Annotated in this window: 12 protein-coding genes; 2 read left to right on the top strand and 10 right to left on the bottom strand. The window is 44.7% G+C overall.

Translation table 11 applies throughout. The features are described from left to right. The first annotated feature begins 19 nt into the window (after positions 1-19). Positions 20-463: a hypothetical protein gene (locus ACFQ21_RS17515; RefSeq protein WP_377580578.1), complete on the top strand. Its 444-nt coding sequence runs from the start codon at positions 20-22 to the stop codon at positions 461-463. A 55-nt stretch (positions 464-518) separates the two neighbouring features. Here the strand turns inward: ACFQ21_RS17515 and ACFQ21_RS17510 are convergent, their stop codons facing one another. The 7 genes from ACFQ21_RS17510 to ACFQ21_RS17480 form a co-directional block, all read right to left on the bottom strand. Then, a complete protein-coding gene (locus ACFQ21_RS17510; protein WP_377580577.1) occupies positions 519-914 on the bottom strand; it encodes a (R)-mandelonitrile lyase in 396 nt (131 codons plus the stop codon). A gap of 139 nt (positions 915-1,053) precedes the next feature. Next, positions 1,054-3,354, bottom strand: coding sequence for a transglycosylase domain-containing protein (locus ACFQ21_RS17505; protein WP_377580576.1), 2,301 nt, complete (start codon positions 3,352-3,354; stop codon positions 1,054-1,056). Positions 3,355-3,523: 169 nt separating this feature from the next. Then, the gene (locus ACFQ21_RS17500) at positions 3,524-5,110 is read right to left on the bottom strand and encodes a RagB/SusD family nutrient uptake outer membrane protein (RefSeq protein ID WP_377580575.1); all 1,587 of its coding nucleotides are present in this window, start codon (positions 5,108-5,110) and stop codon (positions 3,524-3,526) included. A 30-nt stretch (positions 5,111-5,140) separates the two neighbouring features. Further along, entirely contained in the window at positions 5,141-8,167 is a 3,027-nt protein-coding gene (locus tag ACFQ21_RS17495; protein ID WP_377580574.1) for a SusC/RagA family TonB-linked outer membrane protein, read from the bottom strand. A gap of 270 nt (positions 8,168-8,437) precedes the next feature. Beyond that, positions 8,438-9,361: an extracellular catalytic domain type 1 short-chain-length polyhydroxyalkanoate depolymerase gene (locus tag ACFQ21_RS17490; RefSeq protein ID WP_377580573.1), complete on the bottom strand. Its 924-nt coding sequence runs from the start codon at positions 9,359-9,361 to the stop codon at positions 8,438-8,440. A gap of 210 nt (positions 9,362-9,571) precedes the next feature. After that, positions 9,572-9,976, bottom strand: coding sequence for a response regulator (locus tag ACFQ21_RS17485; RefSeq protein ID WP_377580572.1), 405 nt, complete (start codon positions 9,974-9,976; stop codon positions 9,572-9,574). Positions 9,977-9,984: 8 nt separating this feature from the next. Further along, positions 9,985-11,847 (bottom strand): PAS domain S-box protein, encoded by a 1,863-nt coding sequence (locus tag ACFQ21_RS17480; protein ID WP_377580571.1) that lies wholly within the window; start codon positions 11,845-11,847, stop codon positions 9,985-9,987. Positions 11,848-12,157: 310 nt separating this feature from the next. Between ACFQ21_RS17480 and ACFQ21_RS17475 the strand changes: the two genes are divergently transcribed. Next, entirely contained in the window at positions 12,158-14,542 is a 2,385-nt protein-coding gene (locus tag ACFQ21_RS17475) for an ABC transporter permease (protein WP_377580570.1), read from the top strand. Between the two features lie 181 nt (positions 14,543-14,723). Here the strand turns inward: ACFQ21_RS17475 and ACFQ21_RS17470 are convergent, their stop codons facing one another. From ACFQ21_RS17470 to ACFQ21_RS17460, 3 genes are all read right to left on the bottom strand, one after another. Next, entirely contained in the window at positions 14,724-15,665 is a 942-nt protein-coding gene (locus ACFQ21_RS17470) for a hypothetical protein (protein WP_377580569.1), read from the bottom strand. A gap of 78 nt (positions 15,666-15,743) precedes the next feature. Beyond that, on the bottom strand, positions 15,744-17,252 hold the full coding sequence (locus ACFQ21_RS17465) for a T9SS type A sorting domain-containing protein (protein ID WP_377580568.1): 1,509 nt from the start codon (positions 17,250-17,252) through the stop codon (positions 15,744-15,746). A gap of 43 nt (positions 17,253-17,295) precedes the next feature. Next, the gene (locus tag ACFQ21_RS17460; RefSeq protein ID WP_377580567.1) at positions 17,296-20,175 is read right to left on the bottom strand and encodes an IPT/TIG domain-containing protein; all 2,880 of its coding nucleotides are present in this window, start codon (positions 20,173-20,175) and stop codon (positions 17,296-17,298) included. Positions 20,176-20,230 lie beyond the last annotated feature (55 nt).

Below are 20,230 nucleotides of genomic sequence, written 5' to 3'. Positions count from 1 at the left end.
TAACCGCATAGCGAAAAATATGTCAACGCTCACTCGTCCCTTGTATACGACTGAAAAAGAAATTTTAGATCTCGTTAACAACTTCCGTAACGGTACGCTCCCTGTGCAGGAATGGACGCATGAAGCACACCTGGTAACAGCACTCTGGTTTAACAAAAACTATGATGAGTTTGAAGCGATCTGTTATTTACGAAGCGGTATCATTACGTACAACGTAGTGACTGGAGGGCAGAATACTCCGGAGAAGGGCTATCATGAGACTCTTACAATCTTCTGGTGCAAGATCATTCGCGAGTTCATCAACAAGAATCGCGACCTGACGTTGGTTGATCTGTGCGATACACTTTTCAAGAGTCAATGGACATCCAAAGAACTTCCGTTACAATTCTATACCCGCGAGTTACTGTTCTCGGTAAAGGCCCGCGCCAGCTGGGTTGAGCCCGATAAACTCAGCCTGACGTAATGAAGTATATATAGCGTTGTAATTTATAGTCTCAGAACTTCAAGGCATTATACCGTTACTTTTTATACTGTTCATCGGTAACCTGTTCCATCCAATCAACTACTTTTCCATTTAGCTCTTCCTGGATAGCAATGTGCGTCATAGCCATGGTTGCTGAAGCCCCGTGCCAGTGTTTTTCGTTGGGCTCAAACCAGACAACATCACCGGGGCGAATTTCTTCAATCGGTCCGCCTGCGCGCTGCACCCAGCCAATTCCGGAAACAACAAGCAGCGTTTGTCCCAACGGATGTGTATGCCACGCAGTTCTTGCACCCGGTTCAAATGTTACTTTTGCAGCCGCGGCACGTCTGTGTCCATTGGGTTGAAACAAAGGATCGATGCGCACTGATCCTGTAAACCAATCGGCCGGGCCTTTTCCGGAAGGTTGTGATCCTAATCTGACAATTTCCATAGCACTTTCATTTATACCGTACAATTTACGCATTGCACCTGTAACTTCACCCGATCTCCAACCTTGTAGTTACGATCAACGAATTACGCTGATAACTTTCAGCTATATCCGAATCCCATTAACAACAACAAAAACAGATTTACTCTACGATCTTGAATTCCTCTTCTACTTCTTCGGTTTCTTCGGGACAGTCCAACGTAGCGCCTTCTCCCAACCCGGTGGCCGGACGCATGAATTGTCCTTTTGGGTATCCTAACTCGGAGTGGCGGTATACACGTGACATATATTTATCAAAGATTGGCAATGCAGATCGTCCGCCCGAGCCAAAGCTCCACGAAGGGAAATGTATACTGCGCTCATCACCACCAACCCATACGCCTGTAACAAGATTCGGTGTTATACCGATAAACCAGCCATCAGAAGCATTGTCAGTTGTACCGGTCTTGCCTCCTACTTCGTTGTGCTCCGTCACCGCAGGACTTAGTGCGCGCGAGCCTCCTCCTTCTTCTTCCACACCACCACGCAGCATGTGTATCATTTTATAGGCTGTGCGTTCATCGGTTGCCTGTTTCTTCTCTGTTGAAAAATTCTCCAATACGTTACCATAGCGGTCTTCAATGCGGGTTATATAATATGGTTTGATATATACACCTAAATTTACAAAGCTGCTATACGCGCCTACCATTTCATACAGTGATACATCACTGGTACCAAGTCCTAATGAATATACCGGGTCGAGATCGCTGGTTATACCCATGCGTCTGGCGAAGGCCACTACGTTTTCAGGCTTCTCCTGTTCCATCAACTGCATGGTAACGGTATTAAGTGAACGGGCCAGGGCCTGTCTCAAAGTATATTTCGTACCGCTGCCAAAAGTACCATTGGAATTCGGCACGCGGTATACTGTACCGTTTACTTTGATGGAGGGCGAAAGATCCATAAACTTATCACAGGGAGAATAACCGTCTTCGATGGCTTTACCATATACAAATGCTTTGAACGTTGATCCTGGCTGACGCTTCGCCTGGCGGACATGATCGTATTTGAAGTATACATGGTTGATACCTCCTACCCATGCTTTGATGGCACCGGTACGCGGGTCCATCGACACCATACCGGTTTGCAAAAAGCGATAGTAATATCGTACCGAATCCATCGTGCTGAATAGCGTATCACGATCGCCTCGCCAGGTAAAGATGCGCATGTGTTTCTTACGATTCAGTTCGATCTTTACCGAATCTGATTTTTCGCCATATCGTTTTACCAATGCTTTATAGGTATCGGTGCGCTTTACTTTTCGTTCGAGAAAATCTTTCATTTCCACACCGTGCTCACTTACCCACGGGTTGCGCTTACCCCAGGCCTGGTCGAAGTCGCGTTGCAGTTTGCGCATGTGTTCGGCCATGGCTTCTTCTCCCAACCGCTGCATGCGACTATCAATCGTAGTATATATTTTCAACCCCGACTCGTATAAATTATAGCCGTGCTCTTTACACCAGGCTTGCATCTCAGCCTCCAGTATTCTTCTGAAATAGGTAGCGATACCGTGATTTTGATTTTGCACGCTAAAGTTGAGCTGCAAGGGCAATGCGGCTAGTGAATCATATTGCGCTTCGGATATATAGCTGTGCTGGTATAGTTTAAAGAGAACATCGTTTCTTTTATCGCGTGCGCGTTCCGGGTAATCAATCGGGTTGAAACGTGTAGTGCCTTGCAGCATGCCCACCAATAGGGCGGCTTCCGGTATAGTGAGTTCTTTCGGCTGTTTGCCAAAGTATGTTTCTGCGGCAACTTTAATTCCATAAGCGTTATTGTTGAATGGAACTGTATTGAGGTATAGCGCGATGATCTCCTCCTTTGTGAATGTCTTTTCCAACTCGTAAGCAATGATCCACTCTTTGGTTTTGCTAATGAGTAGTTCCACAGGACCACCCAACGCACCCAGCTTACCCTGGAGCTCTTTGCCACGCGTGCGAAATAAATTCTTGGCCGTTTGTTGCGTCAGCGTACTGCCACCGCCCTGTGCATTCAGCGTAATTACTCCTTTAAGTACACGCAGGTACGACCAAAAGTCCATACCGGCATGTTCATAAAAACGATGGTCTTCAGAAATGACCAGTGTCCTGACCAGCAGTGGCGGAAGTTGTTCGTATGTTACCTGACTCCGGTGATACCAGAAGTAGCGCCCGAGCGAAGCACCATCGGCTGAGATCACTTCGGATGAAAAATCATTTTCGGGATTTTCAATGGCCCGCAGGCTGGGCAACGGACCAAACAGGTTCCAGGGATTTTCCATCACCAGGTATACATACAACGGAGTGCCTATCATGAAAATGAAAAACAATGTCCAGATCGTCTTCACGATCTTTCGGAACCACGGTTTTCGGATAAGCAGGATACTTTTGATTCTGTGCAACAGGCTAGAGTCTGATGATTTCATGAACGGTCAGGAATTGCACAGTAATTACTTTAATCTTTTCGGAGAAAGCAAGTAGCCTGCCTGTATTTCAACGGCCTCTTCTGTATATCTATAGTTCACAACTGTCTCATTATAAAAAACAGAAGCCCGGTATCTGATACCAGGCTCTGCAATTTACCCAAATCATCTATCAGTAACCATCGTTCTGCTCCAGCAAAGGATTTAGCTGCCTCGCTGTTGTAGGGATGGGATAGAGTCGTTTATTAAGATCCGCATCCGTTTTGAATCCCCATTGGTTTTCAAATTTTCCGAAACGAATCATGTCGTTACGATGCCAGTTCTCACCGACAAACTCACGGGTACGTTCTGCATAGATAAACTCCAGGTCTACACTACCCAGTGCTGCCGAAGTTGTACGCAGCGAGCGTACTTCATTTACCAATGACAACGGAGTGTGTCCCATTGTTTCGGCACCTCCCCGCAGAATAGCTTCCGCTTTCATGAGGAGTATATCCGCATACCGGAACACCGGCACATCCGTATTCTGGTTACGGGTGGAAGATGTACTGTCTGGATAGAACTTTATACTTCTGTATCCCATGTTCCATGACTTTTCATCGTTACCACAATCAAAAGGTCGCGTACCGCGCAATATTATATCTGGTGTCAGTTCAACGTGGTATACAATCGGGTCTTTTGCATCTGAACCCGTATACTGTTCATCGTATCCAAGCTTGGTTGTGTTTACCGTAACGGGTGTACCATCGTACAGGTATTGTTTACCGGTGAGCCAGAGGCGTGAACGTATATCATTCTCATCGTTAAAGTATGCGTAAAAAGAAGGTATGGTACTCATGGGTGCGCTCGGATCGTAATTGAGACTATACTTCTTACGCAACGAACGCGGCAACCAGTAGCGGTTATAAAACATGTACCCGTTGGCGGTTGACGAACTGTACGGTATTGCAAAGATGAATTCTTTTATAGCCGGACCATTGTCGATAAAGAACATTTTCTTGTAGTTGCTCTCCAGTGCATAGTTACCTGAGTTGATCACGCTGTCGCATGCAACAATGGCATCATTCAACCGGTTGGTATTGTTATATACACCGGCATTCAGGTACATCTTGGCAAGCAGCGCATAAGCCGTATATTTATTCGGACGTCCGTAAGTTGAGACACCTGATGCGCGACTTAAATTGGGAAGAGACTCGATAACCTCGTTTTCAATAAAAGTAAAAACCTCTTCGCGTGGTGTTGTTGATGGTGGTGTAGTATCGCCAAACTTTGTCACTACCGGTATATTTCCCCACAGGTCCATCATCATAAAGTATGTAAGCGCCCGGAGTACACGCAACTCTGCTACCGCCTGAGCTTTTGCTGCTGTATCTCCACCTTCCCCCTGTTCAATCACCTGCAACGACTTGTTGGTGTTGGCAACCACATTGCTCAGGTAATTCCAGGCATCAAGTACAAATTGGTGATCGGCCGTCCAGGTATGTTTGTGAAGTTGTTCGTAACGCGCCTGGTCATACCAGTTACCACCGCGTGCCGGCATGATGGCTTCATCGGTACTCAGGGTTTGAAGAAACCAGTATTTCAGCGCATAGTCACCACGGAACGCGCTGTATGCAGCACCGGCTGCCGCTACAAAATGCTCTTCCGTTGATGGAAAGTTTTCTGCCGTGAGCTGGGTCGATATATTAACATCCAGATCTTGACACGAGTTGAGTATACCGGCAAAAAGAATTATAAGTATATATTTGATTCGTTTCATTGGATTAAATTTTAGAGTCAGCATAAGCTATCAGAATGAAGCGTTTACACCTATCAGGAATGTTCGCGTCTTCGGGTAGAAGTTTTTCGAATCAACACCCGGTGCAATACCGCCCTGGTTTATTTCCGGATCTATACCTTTGTAATTTGTGATTACAAATAAATTGTTCACGGAAACATACAGTCGCAGGCGTTTAATATCCTGTCCTAATTTTTTGAAATTATAGCCGAGCGTTGCATTGTCGAGACGCACGTAGTTACCGCTCTCTACAAAGCGGGACGAATAGCGGAAAGAGTTAACATCGTTAACAGATTCCGAAGCCGCTTCTACCGGAAGGTTGTTAATCGTTGCCATACTCGGTTTGAACAAATCAGCCCGTGTTATATTCATGATCTTGCTGCCGAATACTCCACGAAAGAAAATGTTCAGGTCGAAATTCTTATACTTCAAATTATTGCTCCAGCCCAATAACAATTTGGGTTGTGCATTTCCTACAACCTGGTAATCATCAAGTGTCAATTGTGAGGCCGTAGTTGTCAGCGTACCATCACTCTTTAAATATTGCGAAACGCCATTTTCATTCTTACCGGCATATTGGTAAGTATAAAATGTACCGATAGGCTGACCACTCATCAATGCCTGGACAGTTGCCCCGGTTTGTCCCGGACTACCCTCAGGAGCAAATAAACGAATGGTGTCTGCCTTGAATATATCATTCGACAGGGTAACAATCTCATTTTTATTATGTGCCAGGTTCAGGGATGTATTCCAGCTGAAGCTTCCGCGATCCACCACGTTAGCGTTCAATGCTATCTCATAACCCCTGTTGGATACTTCACCTACGTTGGCCACCAATTGTGAATACAGGTACTGATTGGTATTTACAGGATATGGGTATATAACATCGGTAGTACGCTTATCATATACTTCAAATGAACCACTGATACGGTCCGACAGAATGGAAAAGTCAAGGCCTATATTTGCTGTTGATGTTTTCTCCCAGCGCAAATCCGGATTATCATTCTGTATAGCACTGATTGCGTTGATCGTATTGCCCTGGTATACCGTTGTACCGACAAAACCATAAAGCAGTTTTGTAGTATAGGCATTGAACCCGGCCGAATTACCGGTAACGCCATAACTTGCACGCAATTTCAGATCACTTATGAAACTCGTGTTATCCATAAAACTCTCTTTGGAAATTCTCCAGGCGGCACCCACCGAAGGGAAATATCCCCAGCGGTGATTCACACCGAAGGCAGATGAACCGTCTCTTCGTAAAGACAACTGCAATAAATAGCGGCTGTCATAATCATATTTCACGCGCAAAAAGTCAGAGATCAACCGGATCTGATCATATATACTCGATCCAAAGTCTACCCGGAAGTCACTAACGCCATACGGATTACTGAGCGAAAGATTGTTATAGCTTACATCGTCTGTTGAGAAATTCGTACTGGATGTCTGGAAGCCATCACCGTTGGTATTCTCCTGCCATGAATATCCTAACACAGCATTTACGGAATGATTACCAAAAGACTTGTCCCATGTGAAATATGTTTCGAAAATCACGTTGGTATACTGGTAGGTGTTGCGTACGGCAAGACCATCTTTACCTGTAATATTAATAAAGGCAGGATTATTGGGAGGATCAGGCGTGTTGCGTACACTTTCAAATGTATTGGTAAAGTAACTGTTGTAATACGCACCGTAGTTGGTGGTCAGGCTTTGATAGGATGCCTGTAAATTATATTTCAGGTTGAATGGCAAATCCAGTTGTGCGGTGAGTGAACCCAGAAAAGTATTATACTTCGAACGCTCCGTTGCACTCTCCTGCATGGCTACAGGATTATAATCTGTGTTATGGTTATTCGTAGTAAATGCAAAGTAAGTTCCATCGGCATTGCGCACCGGCACCGTTGGCAAATAACTTACCATTTGCGATAACACGGTATTGCGATATGGAACCAGCCTGGCATCGCTGAATGAATTGGTTACAGACAATCCTAACTTCAATTTATCGCGCAATGTTTTCTGTTCCACCCCTAATTTTGCTACTACTCTCTTCAAGCCGCTTTCGCGAATGATACCTTCCTGATTAAAATAGTTGAGGCTCGCTATATAGGTTGTCTTCTCTCCTCCCCCGGTAAGTGAAAGGTTGTGATTATGAGACACTGCCGAGCTACGTTGCACTTCGTTCTGCCAGTTAGTATTCGCACCTAAATCATCAGCCGGGTTAAACACCAAACCATTGTCCTGTACAAAGGTGCGGAGCTGGTTTGCATCCATCATTTCATACTGATGCGATACTTTATCCAGGGAAATATAGCCACTATAGGAAACTGTACCTTCGCCTTTGGTGGGGCGCCTGGTGGTAACTATAATTACTCCGTTGGCCCCGCGGTTTCCATATATAGCCGTGGCGGATGCATCTTTCAATACATCTATAGCCGTGATATCATCCGGAGCGATCAGCGATATATCGGCACCGATCACGCCATCAATCACAAACAAAGGAGATTGCGCACCATCACGTAAGGTAGATGCACCGCGAAGAATGATAGCGGCAGCACGGTTGGGATCACCGCTGCGTGAGATGTTCAACCCCGGAACTTTACCTTGTAGCAATTGTCCTACATCGCTGATTGCACCGCGATTCAGTTCTTCGGTTTTTATAGTACTGATCGCACTTGTCAAATTCTTACGCGATTCCGTACCGTAACCCACCACAACTACTTCTGAAAGTGTTTCAACATCTTCTGTCAGTGTTACATCAATTGTACTCTGTCCATTAACAGGTACTTCCTCTGAAAGAAAACCTATAAATGAAAATACAAGCACAGCATTATTGTCATTAACAACAACTGAGTATGCACCGTTTGCATCGGTAGTAGTTCCTGTGCTTGAACCTTTTATCTGAATAGAAACCCCTGGCAAGGGACCATCGCTTGATGTTACTTTTCCTTTTACCTGCAACGAAGTTTGCGCATTTGCACCCTGTATAAATCCGGTTACACAGAATGGTAAAAGAATTAACCACGTGTACAATTTTCTCATAGGCTTTGGTTGGTTTGGTGAAGATTTAGTATTAACTGTAAAGTAAACACTTCACGAACTTGACAATTCGCCCGGATAATTTCCAGCCCAAACGCCTATTTACTTACGAAACCGGTTTCGTAAATATATCGAGCTACATCACCGCAACTTGTAAGGGTATAGCAAACCTATATTTGGAACAGGTATATGATATACTATAAATCAACTATTCAGAAAAATAAAGTATACTATGTACTATAGAGTGCAAATTGTACAGCACTTAACGGAGCACTATCGTTCATAACGCTGAAAGAATTCCCAGATAACATCATTTGCACGAATAGCGGTGGAAGGTATATCTGCCCAGTTACCAGGCTTTTCACCACCGGGCCATGCATGTCCACCGTCTTGCGTGAGGTAGCTTTCAACCGCACTGGTTTCAGCGCATGCATTCCATACAGTTAATGTATAGCGATCATTATTTACCGGTATATCAGGGGAAGCCGAGCAATTGTTTATACTTTTCCAAACCAGCAACACAGAGTCTACGGGCGCAAAGTGATAGCCCTGCAGTCCTGTTCCACCCGCATACGGAACTGTTGTATCGAGCACAGAATGTATATGTAATATAGGAACTGCGTTGTCGGGATTACAGGGCTCGTCCATAACCATAGTACCGCTTACAACTGCAATAGCCGCAACCTTGTCCGACAATTCGCATGCGAGCCTGTATGCCATCATGCCGCCATTGGACATTCCCGTAACATATACCCTGGCGGGATTGATCCTGTAGTGTCTCACCAGATCGTCCAGGAGTTCACGTATATACTTTACATCATCAATGTTATTTGCCATAGCATAGTCGCAGCAGGTGCCGGCATTCCAGGTTCGCAAGGCCAATACACTTTCACGTGCTACACCTTCCGGGTATACCACTATAAAATTCGAAGCGTCTGCTTTCTCTGTAAAATGATAGTCAGTCTCAAACTGGCTTGCACTGCCACCAGCACCATGAAGTGCTATTACCAATGAAAAAGTTTTTGTGTCATCGTCATGATAATCCGGAGGGAGATTGAGCATATAGGTGCGTGCCCGGTTATCCACCGTCAGGGTGCCTTGTACCCGGTATATCCTTTCTTCATCGGTGGAATCTTTGCAGGCCGGTACCAGCAGCAGCATCCACAACATGGGGATTGTAAGAATAACTCGGCTCATAACTCAATACATTAACTGATGATCACTAAAATTTTCTTCCGATAAAGAACGAAGATCAGAAGGAATGTATTGCTATGGAAGCCTGCGAAACGAAAATGAAGCAGACAGAACTATCAAGCCGGTATCCATCCATTCCGGATGCATCCGCGTATATATAAGATGTTTCGACTCGAAATAAGTCTTTGCAAAAAATCAGTCCAACGTATATAGCTAAATGCTACTTGAATTATTAAGCACCATTTCCGGCAGCTTGGTGCAGATATCAAACTGAAGCGGCTTTTCAATATAGCGTATCACCCGGGAATATTTTTTCGCCTTCTCATGATCGCGTGCATCAATGGACGAAGAGATCAGTATAATTTTCATTTGTTCCCACAAGGGTGTGCTCCGGATCGAATCCAGAAACTCCCAGCCATTCATCAGGGGCATGTGTATATCCAGCAGCAGCAGGTAATTTTCTTTATCATTACCATTGGCACAAAGGTAGTCCAGGGCAGCTTTACCATTCTGAAAGCTCAACGGCTCTTCGGTACATAAGCCGCTCCGTATCGCTATGCTTTTATGCAGCACCAGTATAATCGGGTCATCGTCTATAATCAATACTTTAAAACGCATGACCTCTTTCAATTTTCAAGTTGTTCTGTTTTTTGAACAATCTCGTGTATAACATTGTCCAATTCATCTGCTGATGCCATGATATTGTTGAGCACTTCTTGTAAATTCAGCTCTTGTGCTGGCATAAACTTGATGAACTCAATAAGACCTTTTATTCGCGCCAACGGTGCGCGCACAACATGCGATTGTACCCACGCTATTTCATTCAGCCGCTTGTTCTTCTCCTCTATATCTTTCACGTAGCGCATCTGCACCGTTATATCTTTCGCCAATACGAGCCGGGCTTTTCTTCCGTCCAGTTCGATCAGGTTACTTTGTATATCAACACATATACGCTGACCGTTCTTGCGAATGTGCGTAAAAACTCCGCGACTAAAAGCACCTGTCACTTTTGTACGACTCACAATGCGTTCAACTTTACCTATATCGTTCTGCGGACGAATATCTTTGATCGACATGGACAAAAATTCTTCACGACTATATCCGTAATGGCGAATGGCCGCATTGTTTACCTTCAGGAACCGGAATGTCTCCACATCAAATACCCACATCGGAAAAGGACTCATATCAAATAAAGTCCTGTACTTTTCTTCACTCTCGTGGATAAGTAACTGCGACAATTTACGTTCTGTTATATCGCGATAGTGTGCGATGATCGCCCCCACCGCGGGCTCCTGCAACTGGTTCTGAAAATTCAGTTCGATCCAGCGATAGGAACCATCCGGCAGCAACGATCTATACTCTATATATTTAACCTGCTGCGGTTGATCAATAATATACCGGAAAGCGTCATTTACTTTAACGCGATCCTCCTGGTGTACAATGTCCAGGAAAGATTTGCCTACCAGTGTATCCGGATCATAGTTGAGTATCTTTTGTCCTGATAGGCTTACCTCCAGTAAAAATCCATCTTCACTAAAGATAGACAAACCATCGGTACTATTTTCCAGCAGGGCCTTGAAACGTTTCTCTCGATTCTGCAACAAAGCCTCTGCCTGTTTCTTCTCGGTTACATCACGCGCTACGCAATAGGACACCTTTTCACGCGCATCCCATTTGGCAGACCAGTGCAGCCATACATATTTACCTTCACTGGTACGAAAGCGGTTTTCAAAGTTGGTTGCGTCCAAACCATTTACCACTTTTCCGGAGGTGTCTATCGATCGGTGCAAATCATCCGGATGAATGATAGACCATACACTCTTGCCAATGAGCTCCTGCGGTGTATAGCCTAACACACTTTTAGATGCTGCACTTGCACTGAGAAATGTTCCGGCTTCATCGAAGGTACAGATCAGGTCCAGCGATTGATCCAGTATTTTTTGTAACTGCTCACGACTTCGACTCAGCAGTGTCTCAGCCATTGCTTTTTCTTTTCGCTCGGCAGTTTCCTTCAGGGCTCGTGAAATCTTCAGCGGAACCTGGTACATATTTTCCTTCAATACATAATCCGTTATACCATTCCGGATCAGGGCCACAGCGTTCTCATCACCGATTGTCCCTGAAACAATAATGAAAGGAACATCAGGTAATACATTTTGTTTTATTTGAAAAGCTGAAAGTCCATTAAAGGATGGCAGCGAGTAGTCGGATAAAATTACCTGCGGATTGAAACTTATCAGCTCACGTTCGTAATCTATTTTTGTCTGTACCGTACAGGCGGTATACCGGATGCCGTTTCGCTTTAACTCATAGGTGAGCAGCTCCAGGTCATCGGGATTGTCTTCAATAAAAAGTATACGGATCTGATCGGGAAGTCCAATGCTGGTATTACCCGACTCTGCATCTGGTTCACTTGGTTCATCCGAACCTGCGTCCGGATTTACGTTCGATATATCTCTTCTGTTCATCGACAGCATATGTGCGTTCAAGCGTTACTGCGGGTAAAGTAAGCAAGGCATTTATCGCATTTCTGCCACAAAGATCAACCCCGCACTGCTTCAATCCATCAGGGCTGTCCTGATTTTAAAAATCAGACTTTTCCTTAGTTTTATTCCGGGTGTAGAATTTATGATACAGTATTTATGGAAGGCTAACCATTTACCCTATACGTTCCGCTGGCGAACATAATTATTCGTTATCGCACAAGTCTGCTATCAAAACAACACGTAAACCTATATTTTCGGTTTGGCATTGATTTGGCCTTCGAGGTGGATAGTAGCCCGATTACAGACTAAGCCTATGTTATTTACGAACCTGAAAAGCGCCTGGAGAAATCTTCTCCGTCATCCGTTCTCATCCATTATCAATATAGCAGGTCTTGCCACCGGTATCACGTGTTGTATTTTTATTTCCCTGTTTGTGTGGTCTGAGTTGCAGGCCGATGAATTTCATCTCCAAAAGGCGAATATATTTCGCGTCAACCTTACCTTCCCGGAAACAGATCGGGCAGCGTTATCAACTTCCTATCCTTTAGGAACTTCATTGAAGAATGAATATTCAGCCATTCAACAGATTGTTCGCTTGGGACAGGATAATGTTTCCATTCGTGCTGATAAGGATTCTTACTTCTATGAGGATGGATTTTACTGGGCTGACTCTTCGTTCTTCAACGTGTTCAGCTTTGATCTTGTAAAAGGTGATCGCGCTACCGTCTTAAAAGATCCCTATAGCGTGGTGATGACCGAGACCATGGCGAAGAAGTATTTTGAAGATGCTGATCCCATTGGCAAAACTGTTGAACTGAAAATATATGACGGTGATCGTAAATTTACTTTTACAGTTACCGGGGTTGTAAAAGATATACCCACCAATTCCTCCATTCAATTTACGTTTCTGGCACCTATGCATACAGCCATGCAGGTATACCCGCAGTTCGAAAACTTCTGGAACCTAAGCTGGGTTACAACGTATGCCCTGGTGAACGATGTGGATGCCGTACCCAATATGGAGAAAAAGGCTTCGTCTTTCCTGGAAAAATATGCCGGTAAAGGATTTGCCCATCAGGAACTGGAATTTCAACCGCTACCCAAATTGCATTTATACTCCGGGCACGTGGGTAAAAACCTTACTGACAGAATAACCAACGTATATATATTTACCGCTATCGGTGGATTTATATTTCTGCTCGCATGTGTAAACTTTGTTAATATATCCACTGCGCGGGCTGAACTTCGTAAAAAAGAGATCGGTGTACGCAAGGCGCTCGGTGCATTCCGGAAGCAGCTGTTTACACAGTTTATGGTGGAAGCTCTTCTTACATCTGTTATTGTATTGGTCATTTCATTTGCTGCTGTTTCAGCTTTACAGCCACTCGCCAGTAATTATATACCCGATACTTCTATCCTGTTTTCAGCAGTAGCTTTGCCAGCTATATTTCTATCCGCTATTACGCTGATTTGTATTTTCGCAGGACTATATCCGGCTACATTTCTATCGGCTTTCAAACCGCTGGAAGCCCTTAAAACAAAAGTTACTCCTACCGGTTCCGGCTTCTCTTCGCGTCAGGCATTGGTGGTATTTCAGTTTACCATCTCCATCGCGCTTATTGCCAGTACATTGATCATTAACAAACAGGTCCGTTATCTGAAGCAAGCAGACCTGGGCGTAGTTACCGATCAACTGATCACGATTCCGGTTGACGATCGTGAGTTACAGAAGAAAGTACTTACCATACGCGATCTCATGGCGGCAACTCTGGGAGTAACGGGAGCTTCTGCTACCGGTGAAAGTTTTCCGGCTGCTATGAACAACGCCTGGGATATACGCTGGGATGAACGTACCGAGAAAGATGGTGGTACAATCTTCATTGTATCCGTTGACTTCGAATACTTCAACTTGTTAAAAGCATCCTTTGTCGAAGGAAGAAACTTCTCTCAACAGTATGGTACAGATGACTCTTCGGCATTTATCATCAATGAGACAGCACGTAAGATGTTAGGTGTAACGGAAGCTACCGGAAAAGAAGTAACCATAGGCAACACCCGCGGAAGAGTTATTGGTGTTGTAAACGATATACATCATTACTCGCTGCATCAGAAAGTAGAACCTATAGCCTATTTCCCGGTGCCTGCTCCTGCACGTGCCTGCTCCGATAACCTGTTGCTGAAAGTATCTCCGCAGAATTTATCAGCAACACTCGCAGCGCTTAAACAAAAGTGGGAAGGCTTGACACAGGACCGTCCTTTTGAATATCATTTTATCGATGACGAGTTTGCCAGAACATACGAGCAGGAAGAAAAATTTCTTTTGCTATTCGAAGTATTTTCTTTCATGGCTGTAGTGATTGCGTGCCTGGGACTTATGGGACTATCTTCTTTCGTGGTAAACAGACGCTCAAAAGAAATCGGCATTCGCAAAGTATTGGGCGCTTCTATATTGCAGATCCTGTTTATGCTGACACGGGGGTTCTCGATACCCATTGCCATAGCCTTTATTATAGCTGTACCGGGTATATATTATGGTATGAGTCATTGGCTGCAACGCTTTGCCTATAAAACAGAAGTGGATTTTATACTCATCATATTATCAGGAGTAGCCGCGTGGCTGATAGCGTTCTGCTTCATCGGATTTCAATCGTGGAAGGCTGCGCGCATCAACCCGGTGAAAGTTCTCAAGGATGAATAGATAGCCAAAATGCATTAGCCCGCAGAAGACGCAGATTTACGCAGCATAAATACAAAAGTACTCATGTACTTGTATACTATATATACAAAGTACATCAGTAGCTCAAGTATCCTGATGCTATTTAAATATTTTCTGTGGTATATCTGCGTAAATCCGCGACCTCTGCGGGCTAAAAAAATCGCTACACCGAACGCTTACGCCTAAACGTGTGCGCTATCGTCCGGAAGGCAGAAAGATTCTCTTCGTGATGTTCGCTCGCAGTGCCTGCCAGTAAATAATAACGCGTATCTTCAAATAACACAACCTGGTATTTTAGTCTTTGTGTATGGGTAGCAGAATCTATCCGGTACGAAACGATCTCATAGCCATCCAGACTATCAATTGATATCTCCTTTAGGCCGCCCTTCTCAACCTTGCAATCAGCACATATATTCCGGAGTTGTCCCATAACAAAATCCGGACTGCGTTCTACCATGGCATTCTCCAGCGATGGACCTGCAAAAAAAGAAAGTTGAAATATAGATTGATCATTCCACTCACCATTCCCGGTAAACATAATCGAAGGTCCCTGCAACAACTTCGCCTGTTTTAATGGCTCGCCTTCAATTATAAAAGATAATAAACTTTTTTTATGATCTGCATTCCGATCAATACGCGTTGTCATAAGTGCTTCCTTTACTCTCCCAGACAACTCTCTGTCGTTTTGTTTCAGGTATGAACTGATCACGGTAACAACATGATCTTCCATTTGCATGACGAGCGACCACTGCACAAAGTTCAATCCTTGTGATACGCGGAAGGTTTTATACATCATCGCTTCCGTACTATCCACCGCAATGGGAAAACTGGTTAACAGTTCACCGCCCTGCCGTATCAGAGTTGAATCCGTATAGCTATCCGAAACGGTCTTAAAATCCTTTGGACTTTCCTGAACCATAATGGACGCTGTAAGCCGGTTATGTTTGAAACCACCAATGTCGGGTGCAAGGGTAAATTCTTCCGGTGGTATAATCTTTATAAGTGTACCCGGAATCGATATATATTCCCGTTGCTCTTTTCTATCAGAACAACCGGCCACGAAGAACATGACTACGTATATAAAACACAAACCTGCTACTCTCATAATTCAATTGTTTAGAAAGCCCTAAAAAGAAGGAAGGGTGCGATGTAACAACACCCTTCCAGCCAGGCTTAGGTTAATTTATTTTTTTATGATGCGCACTACTTCGTTTCTTCCTCCATGTTGCGACTTCAGATAATACAATCCACGCGGAAGGCTTGCTCCAATGGAAATTCTTTCATTGGTCTTCAGGTTTGCAAGCTGTGTTACTACCTGTCCACTTTTGTCGATCAGAACGAGCGTCAGATTTTCATCTTTCGCTGTTGTTACCTCTACTGTAGCTTCATACTCGAATGGTGCCGGAAATACTTTGGTAGCTCCGTTGCGTGCAGTGGCTTCTGTCACCGGACATGTATTTACCGTCACAAAAACTGCTTTTCTATACAGGTATAGGTCCGGAACATGGCTATTGGTTATTTCGGCAGAATATATACCTGCATCGGCTGCTGTTGCGTTCGGCAACACTAATACAGGGCTGGATGATGCATCGGAGATATAGGAGTAGTCGGTCTTGAACCAAACAAAAGTATTATTTGGTGATGACTCCAGCACATCAGCAGAAAGCACGAGTGAATCACCTTCACAAACGGTTACCGTCTTGTTCGTACCAACGCTGTCTTGTGGAGCATAACTCCCCGGAAGCATTTTGGTAATGTTCGGTTCCAGATCTGCAAACGTAAGGCGGTTATTGCCTACGATTAACTGGAACAGTGAAGATACACCGGAAAGATTCGGAAGATCTGCGATCTGGTTGCTTTCAATATTAAAGAGATATAGTCTGGTAAGCGATGCTACCGATGAAGGTACAGCACCTGTCAATTGGTTGCTTGATACGTTAAAGTATACCAGGCTATCCATTGAACCGATGGAGGACGGAATAGATCCACACAACTTGTTACCATACAGATATACCTGCTCTGCTTTTTCGAGGAAACCAATTACAGAAGGAATATTTCCGGAGAGTTGATTATTCTCAAGGAAAAGATCTTTCAAATCGGCCATCAGTGCTATACTTACCGGTATATTTCCAGTAAGGCCGTTTTGCGCAAGATTCAGGTAAGTCAGTTTATACAGCAGTCCGATCGTAGCCGGTATTTTGCCGGAGAGTGTATTCCGTGAAAGATTCAGGCTTGTAAGTTTCGTTAACAAGGTAAGCGATGCAGGAATGCTGCCGGTAAATTTATTCTCGGACAGATCCAATGCTGTGAGCTTCTTTAAGTTGCTGAGGGATGAAGGGATTGCTCCGGAAAGCTGATTACCGGGCAAGCCGAGAAATTTCAGTTCGGTAAGTTTCTTAACCTCGTCAGGAAGCACTCCCGACAGGTTATTAAATGGAAGATATACCTCCGTTACGCGTTTGTTGGCAATGGTTACCCCCTGCCATGTACCTACAGGACCTGTTAACCAGTTGGTAGCCGAAAACCAGTTTGCTCCAGCCGTACCGTTGTACAGGGCGACCAGCGCGGTTGAATCGTTTGCCGTTACCTGCGCCATACTTTTATGGGCGGGTACCAATAAGGTAAGTACTACCATCCAGACCACTGCATTTAGTCTGGAAAGTTTTGTTTGTAGAAATCTCTTGTTTTTCATTGTGATTTAAGGTGTTTATAATCTATAGCCTGGCATATATACATTATTTATGTTTGGTGGCACGGAGTTTCAATGGCAACCGTATGGATGCGCGTTGTGCCGCCCCTGATGTATTTTCAACCGCTATACCACCAACAAAGCCTGTTACACCCGCCAACTTGATATTCGAATAAACGGTTTGTACAGCGGAAGCCGGATCGGTGCCGGGAATCGGAGCAAAATTGTATTGCGCGCGGTATATACTTCCAAACTGCGGATCAGCTTCATTGACCTGCATCCAGTATATATACTTCTCCTGCGGATCCAGCGATATACCGGTAACCTGTGGCCAGCCTAATACTTTCAGCACCGTGAGTGTACCACTGCCATCCAGGTTGCCACTGAGTATCCTGTACGCCCAGGCAGACTCTTCGATGTCTTCAATAAATATTTTCCCGGCTGCAACATCGATCTTTACATCGTGTACCAGGCCAAGTCCATCCGCACCATCAAATAATACCTGTGGTGTTCCGGAGCCATCTGCATTGGCGCGTAAGATGCGATGTCCATTGGTATAGTTTTGATCTGCTATATATAGCTTTCCATCCTCGGGAACATACGTAACGCCCAATGCAATCTCCAGTCCATCGGTTCCATCGTACAATAATTCCGGAGTTCCCGATCCATCGGTATTACCGCTGTATATATTTGGACTTCCGGCACCTGACCAGTATAATTTCTGGTTGGCTGCATCAAGACTCAAATCACCGATATAGGTCCCTCCTGCTTCATTCAGATCATATAGTTCAACCTTGCCGGTGTTATTCAGATTGCTTCGGATAATGGCTCCGTTCTCTTCAAGATATACCTTGCTTCCCGCCAGATCCACCAGCATGCTTCCTATTATGGGGGCATTTACACTTTTATATACAGTTTGTGTAGAGGGTGGATCAAATATTGCTTTCTTGATAAGAAGAGCCTGCGAGGTAACAATATCATCAGCCGAAATATAGTATACATTCCTAACCACGGCAGGTTTGGGCTTTACCTGGAATGACACTCCGGCAGAAGCTGTCCCAAATGCCGTTAAGGTAATGCTATAGGTGCCGGGAGCAAGGTCGGGCACATATACCGATACTTTATCCGGCAATACATCTCCGGCATTTACCAGTGTTGCTACCGTATTACCAAACTTTACCTGGTTATTACTTTCAATAAGATCAAAATCAGTACCTGTCAATGTAACAACAGAGCCCGGTATACCCTGTGTCGGATCCAGTGAAGCAATAACAGGTTGTCCTTCTACTTTAACGGTCTTATCCTTGTTGGAGCTTTCACCATCCTGCTCCACATAGATCGTCCAATTCCCCGGACTGATATCATTTGGCACCTGCACGGTAAGTTGATTTTCGGAAGCACTTAAGGGAGTATAATTAAAGGTGCCGACTCCGGTGAATCCTATATTGACATCCTCTTTTACTGTTTTAAAGTTTGCTCCGTTTATCGTGAGTATAGCACCGCGTTTAATGGAAAGTGGGCTAAGCGATATTACTACCGGCACAGGTTTGGATGAAATTGTATAGTCCGGACTTGTGCCTGTCTTTCCTTCCTTTGTAACGGTAACCGGACCAGACACAGCTCCCGGCGGAACGCGCACAATCAACTCTTTGGCAGAAGCCGATTGTACAGTAGCCACTGCGTTGCCTGCAAACCTCACTTCGTTCTGCGAAGTGGTTGTGCTGAAATTTTCTCCTTTCAAAACTACAATGCTGTTTACCGGTCCGTGGTCAGGTTGAAGCTCGGTAATAACGGGTGTGCCTTCGGCCGCGAGTGTAAAGGGCGGTCCTGTAGCTATTCTTCCATTTACAGTAACGGTTACCGGTCCCGATGAAATGCCGGACGGTAATTTTACCTGTAATGTAGTTTCGGAAACGCCTGTTACCGGTACAGTAGTGCCATTGAATTTTACTTCATTTTCTTCGGCTTCTGTGCTGAAATTATGGCCTGTGATTTTTATCACGGAACCTGCGAGACCGGAGCGCGGAGATATATCTTTAATCACCGGGTATACTTTAAATATACCGGGTGATATTATATCCACATTGTTGTACACAAGCTTCACAACACCATCGGTTGCTCCGGGTGGAACAATAACGCGAAGGTGGCGTGGAGTACTTTCTTGCTCTAATGAAGTGATGACTGCATTGTTCCCGGTGAACACTATGGTTGCGGCCGGGCTCGTACTCAGTCCTTTACCTTTTAGTGAAATGGTGTCGCCTACAACACCCTGCAGCGGTTCTATCACTGCAATCTCTCCCGGGTTTAATGTAAATGTTACTCCGGCATAACCGAGTACACTCATGGTACCCGTGCGGGCCGATGAAGGTACAATTGCCTTCAGTTCAGTTGCTGATGCGCTGATAACGGTAGCTGTTAAATTACTAGTTGCCGGGTTGAATTTTACGGCATTATGCTCGCGCTCGCTTCGAAAATTTTTACCCTTTATAACAACCGTATCTCCGATCCAGGCATGGTCAGGGGTAATGGAAGTGATCTCCGGAGCGTGAATGGTAACGGGTGGGCTATCCGCAGTTTCTTCATCCAGTATATTAATATGTATACTTCCGGATGCTGCTCCGTCCGGTACACGCACATACAGGCGACCGGTGTTGGATATACTCAACGGAGCAATGGGATCGCTTACTCCCTGGAACGATATTTCATTATACTCGTACCCGGGACTAAATCCCTCTCCGATGATGGTGATCGTGTCGCCAATGATCGCTTCCGATGGTTCTATGGCATGAATTTTCAGTGGCACGAACTCATCTTTTTCCTGACAGGAAATGACCGTATACAGCAATGCTATATATACCAGGCATCCCAATGCCACACGAACCGGTAATTTAAAAAAGGATGGGTAAAGATTTTTTCGAAGCATCATGAGGTTAAATGTTTTTGAAAAAACAACCTCCCGCCTTACGGGGCCGGAAGTTGAA

Source organism: Ohtaekwangia kribbensis, assembly GCF_042676245.1.
Classification (GTDB): Bacteria; Bacteroidota; Bacteroidia; order Cytophagales; family Cyclobacteriaceae; genus Ohtaekwangia; species Ohtaekwangia kribbensis.
Note: the sequence above shows the minus strand (reverse complement) of the source record. Positions and strands in the feature narration are given on the sequence as shown.

What these genes read in the sequence shown, in the direction of transcription:
- ACFQ21_RS17515 (WP_377580578.1), top strand. Translation starts at nt 20, where the DNA reads ATGTCAACGCTCACTCGTCCCTTGTATACGACTGAAAAAGAAATTTTA.
- ACFQ21_RS17510 (WP_377580577.1), bottom strand. Translation starts at nt 914, where the DNA reads ATGGAAATTGTCAGATTAGGATCACAACCTTCCGGAAAAGGCCCGGCC.
- ACFQ21_RS17505 (WP_377580576.1), bottom strand. Translation starts at nt 3,354, where the DNA reads ATGAAATCATCAGACTCTAGCCTGTTGCACAGAATCAAAAGTATCCTG.
- ACFQ21_RS17500 (WP_377580575.1), bottom strand. Translation starts at nt 5,110, where the DNA reads ATGAAACGAATCAAATATATACTTATAATTCTTTTTGCCGGTATACTC.
- ACFQ21_RS17495 (WP_377580574.1), bottom strand. Translation starts at nt 8,167, where the DNA reads ATGAGAAAATTGTACACGTGGTTAATTCTTTTACCATTCTGTGTAACC.
- ACFQ21_RS17490 (WP_377580573.1), bottom strand. Translation starts at nt 9,361, where the DNA reads ATGAGCCGAGTTATTCTTACAATCCCCATGTTGTGGATGCTGCTGCTG.
- ACFQ21_RS17485 (WP_377580572.1), bottom strand. Translation starts at nt 9,976, where the DNA reads ATGCGTTTTAAAGTATTGATTATAGACGATGACCCGATTATACTGGTG.
- ACFQ21_RS17475 (WP_377580570.1), top strand. Translation starts at nt 12,158, where the DNA reads ATGTTATTTACGAACCTGAAAAGCGCCTGGAGAAATCTTCTCCGTCAT.
- ACFQ21_RS17470 (WP_377580569.1), bottom strand. Translation starts at nt 15,665, where the DNA reads ATGAGAGTAGCAGGTTTGTGTTTTATATACGTAGTCATGTTCTTCGTG.
- ACFQ21_RS17465 (WP_377580568.1), bottom strand. Translation starts at nt 17,252, where the DNA reads ATGAAAAACAAGAGATTTCTACAAACAAAACTTTCCAGACTAAATGCA.
- ACFQ21_RS17460 (WP_377580567.1), bottom strand. Translation starts at nt 20,175, where the DNA reads ATGATGCTTCGAAAAAATCTTTACCCATCCTTTTTTAAATTACCGGTT.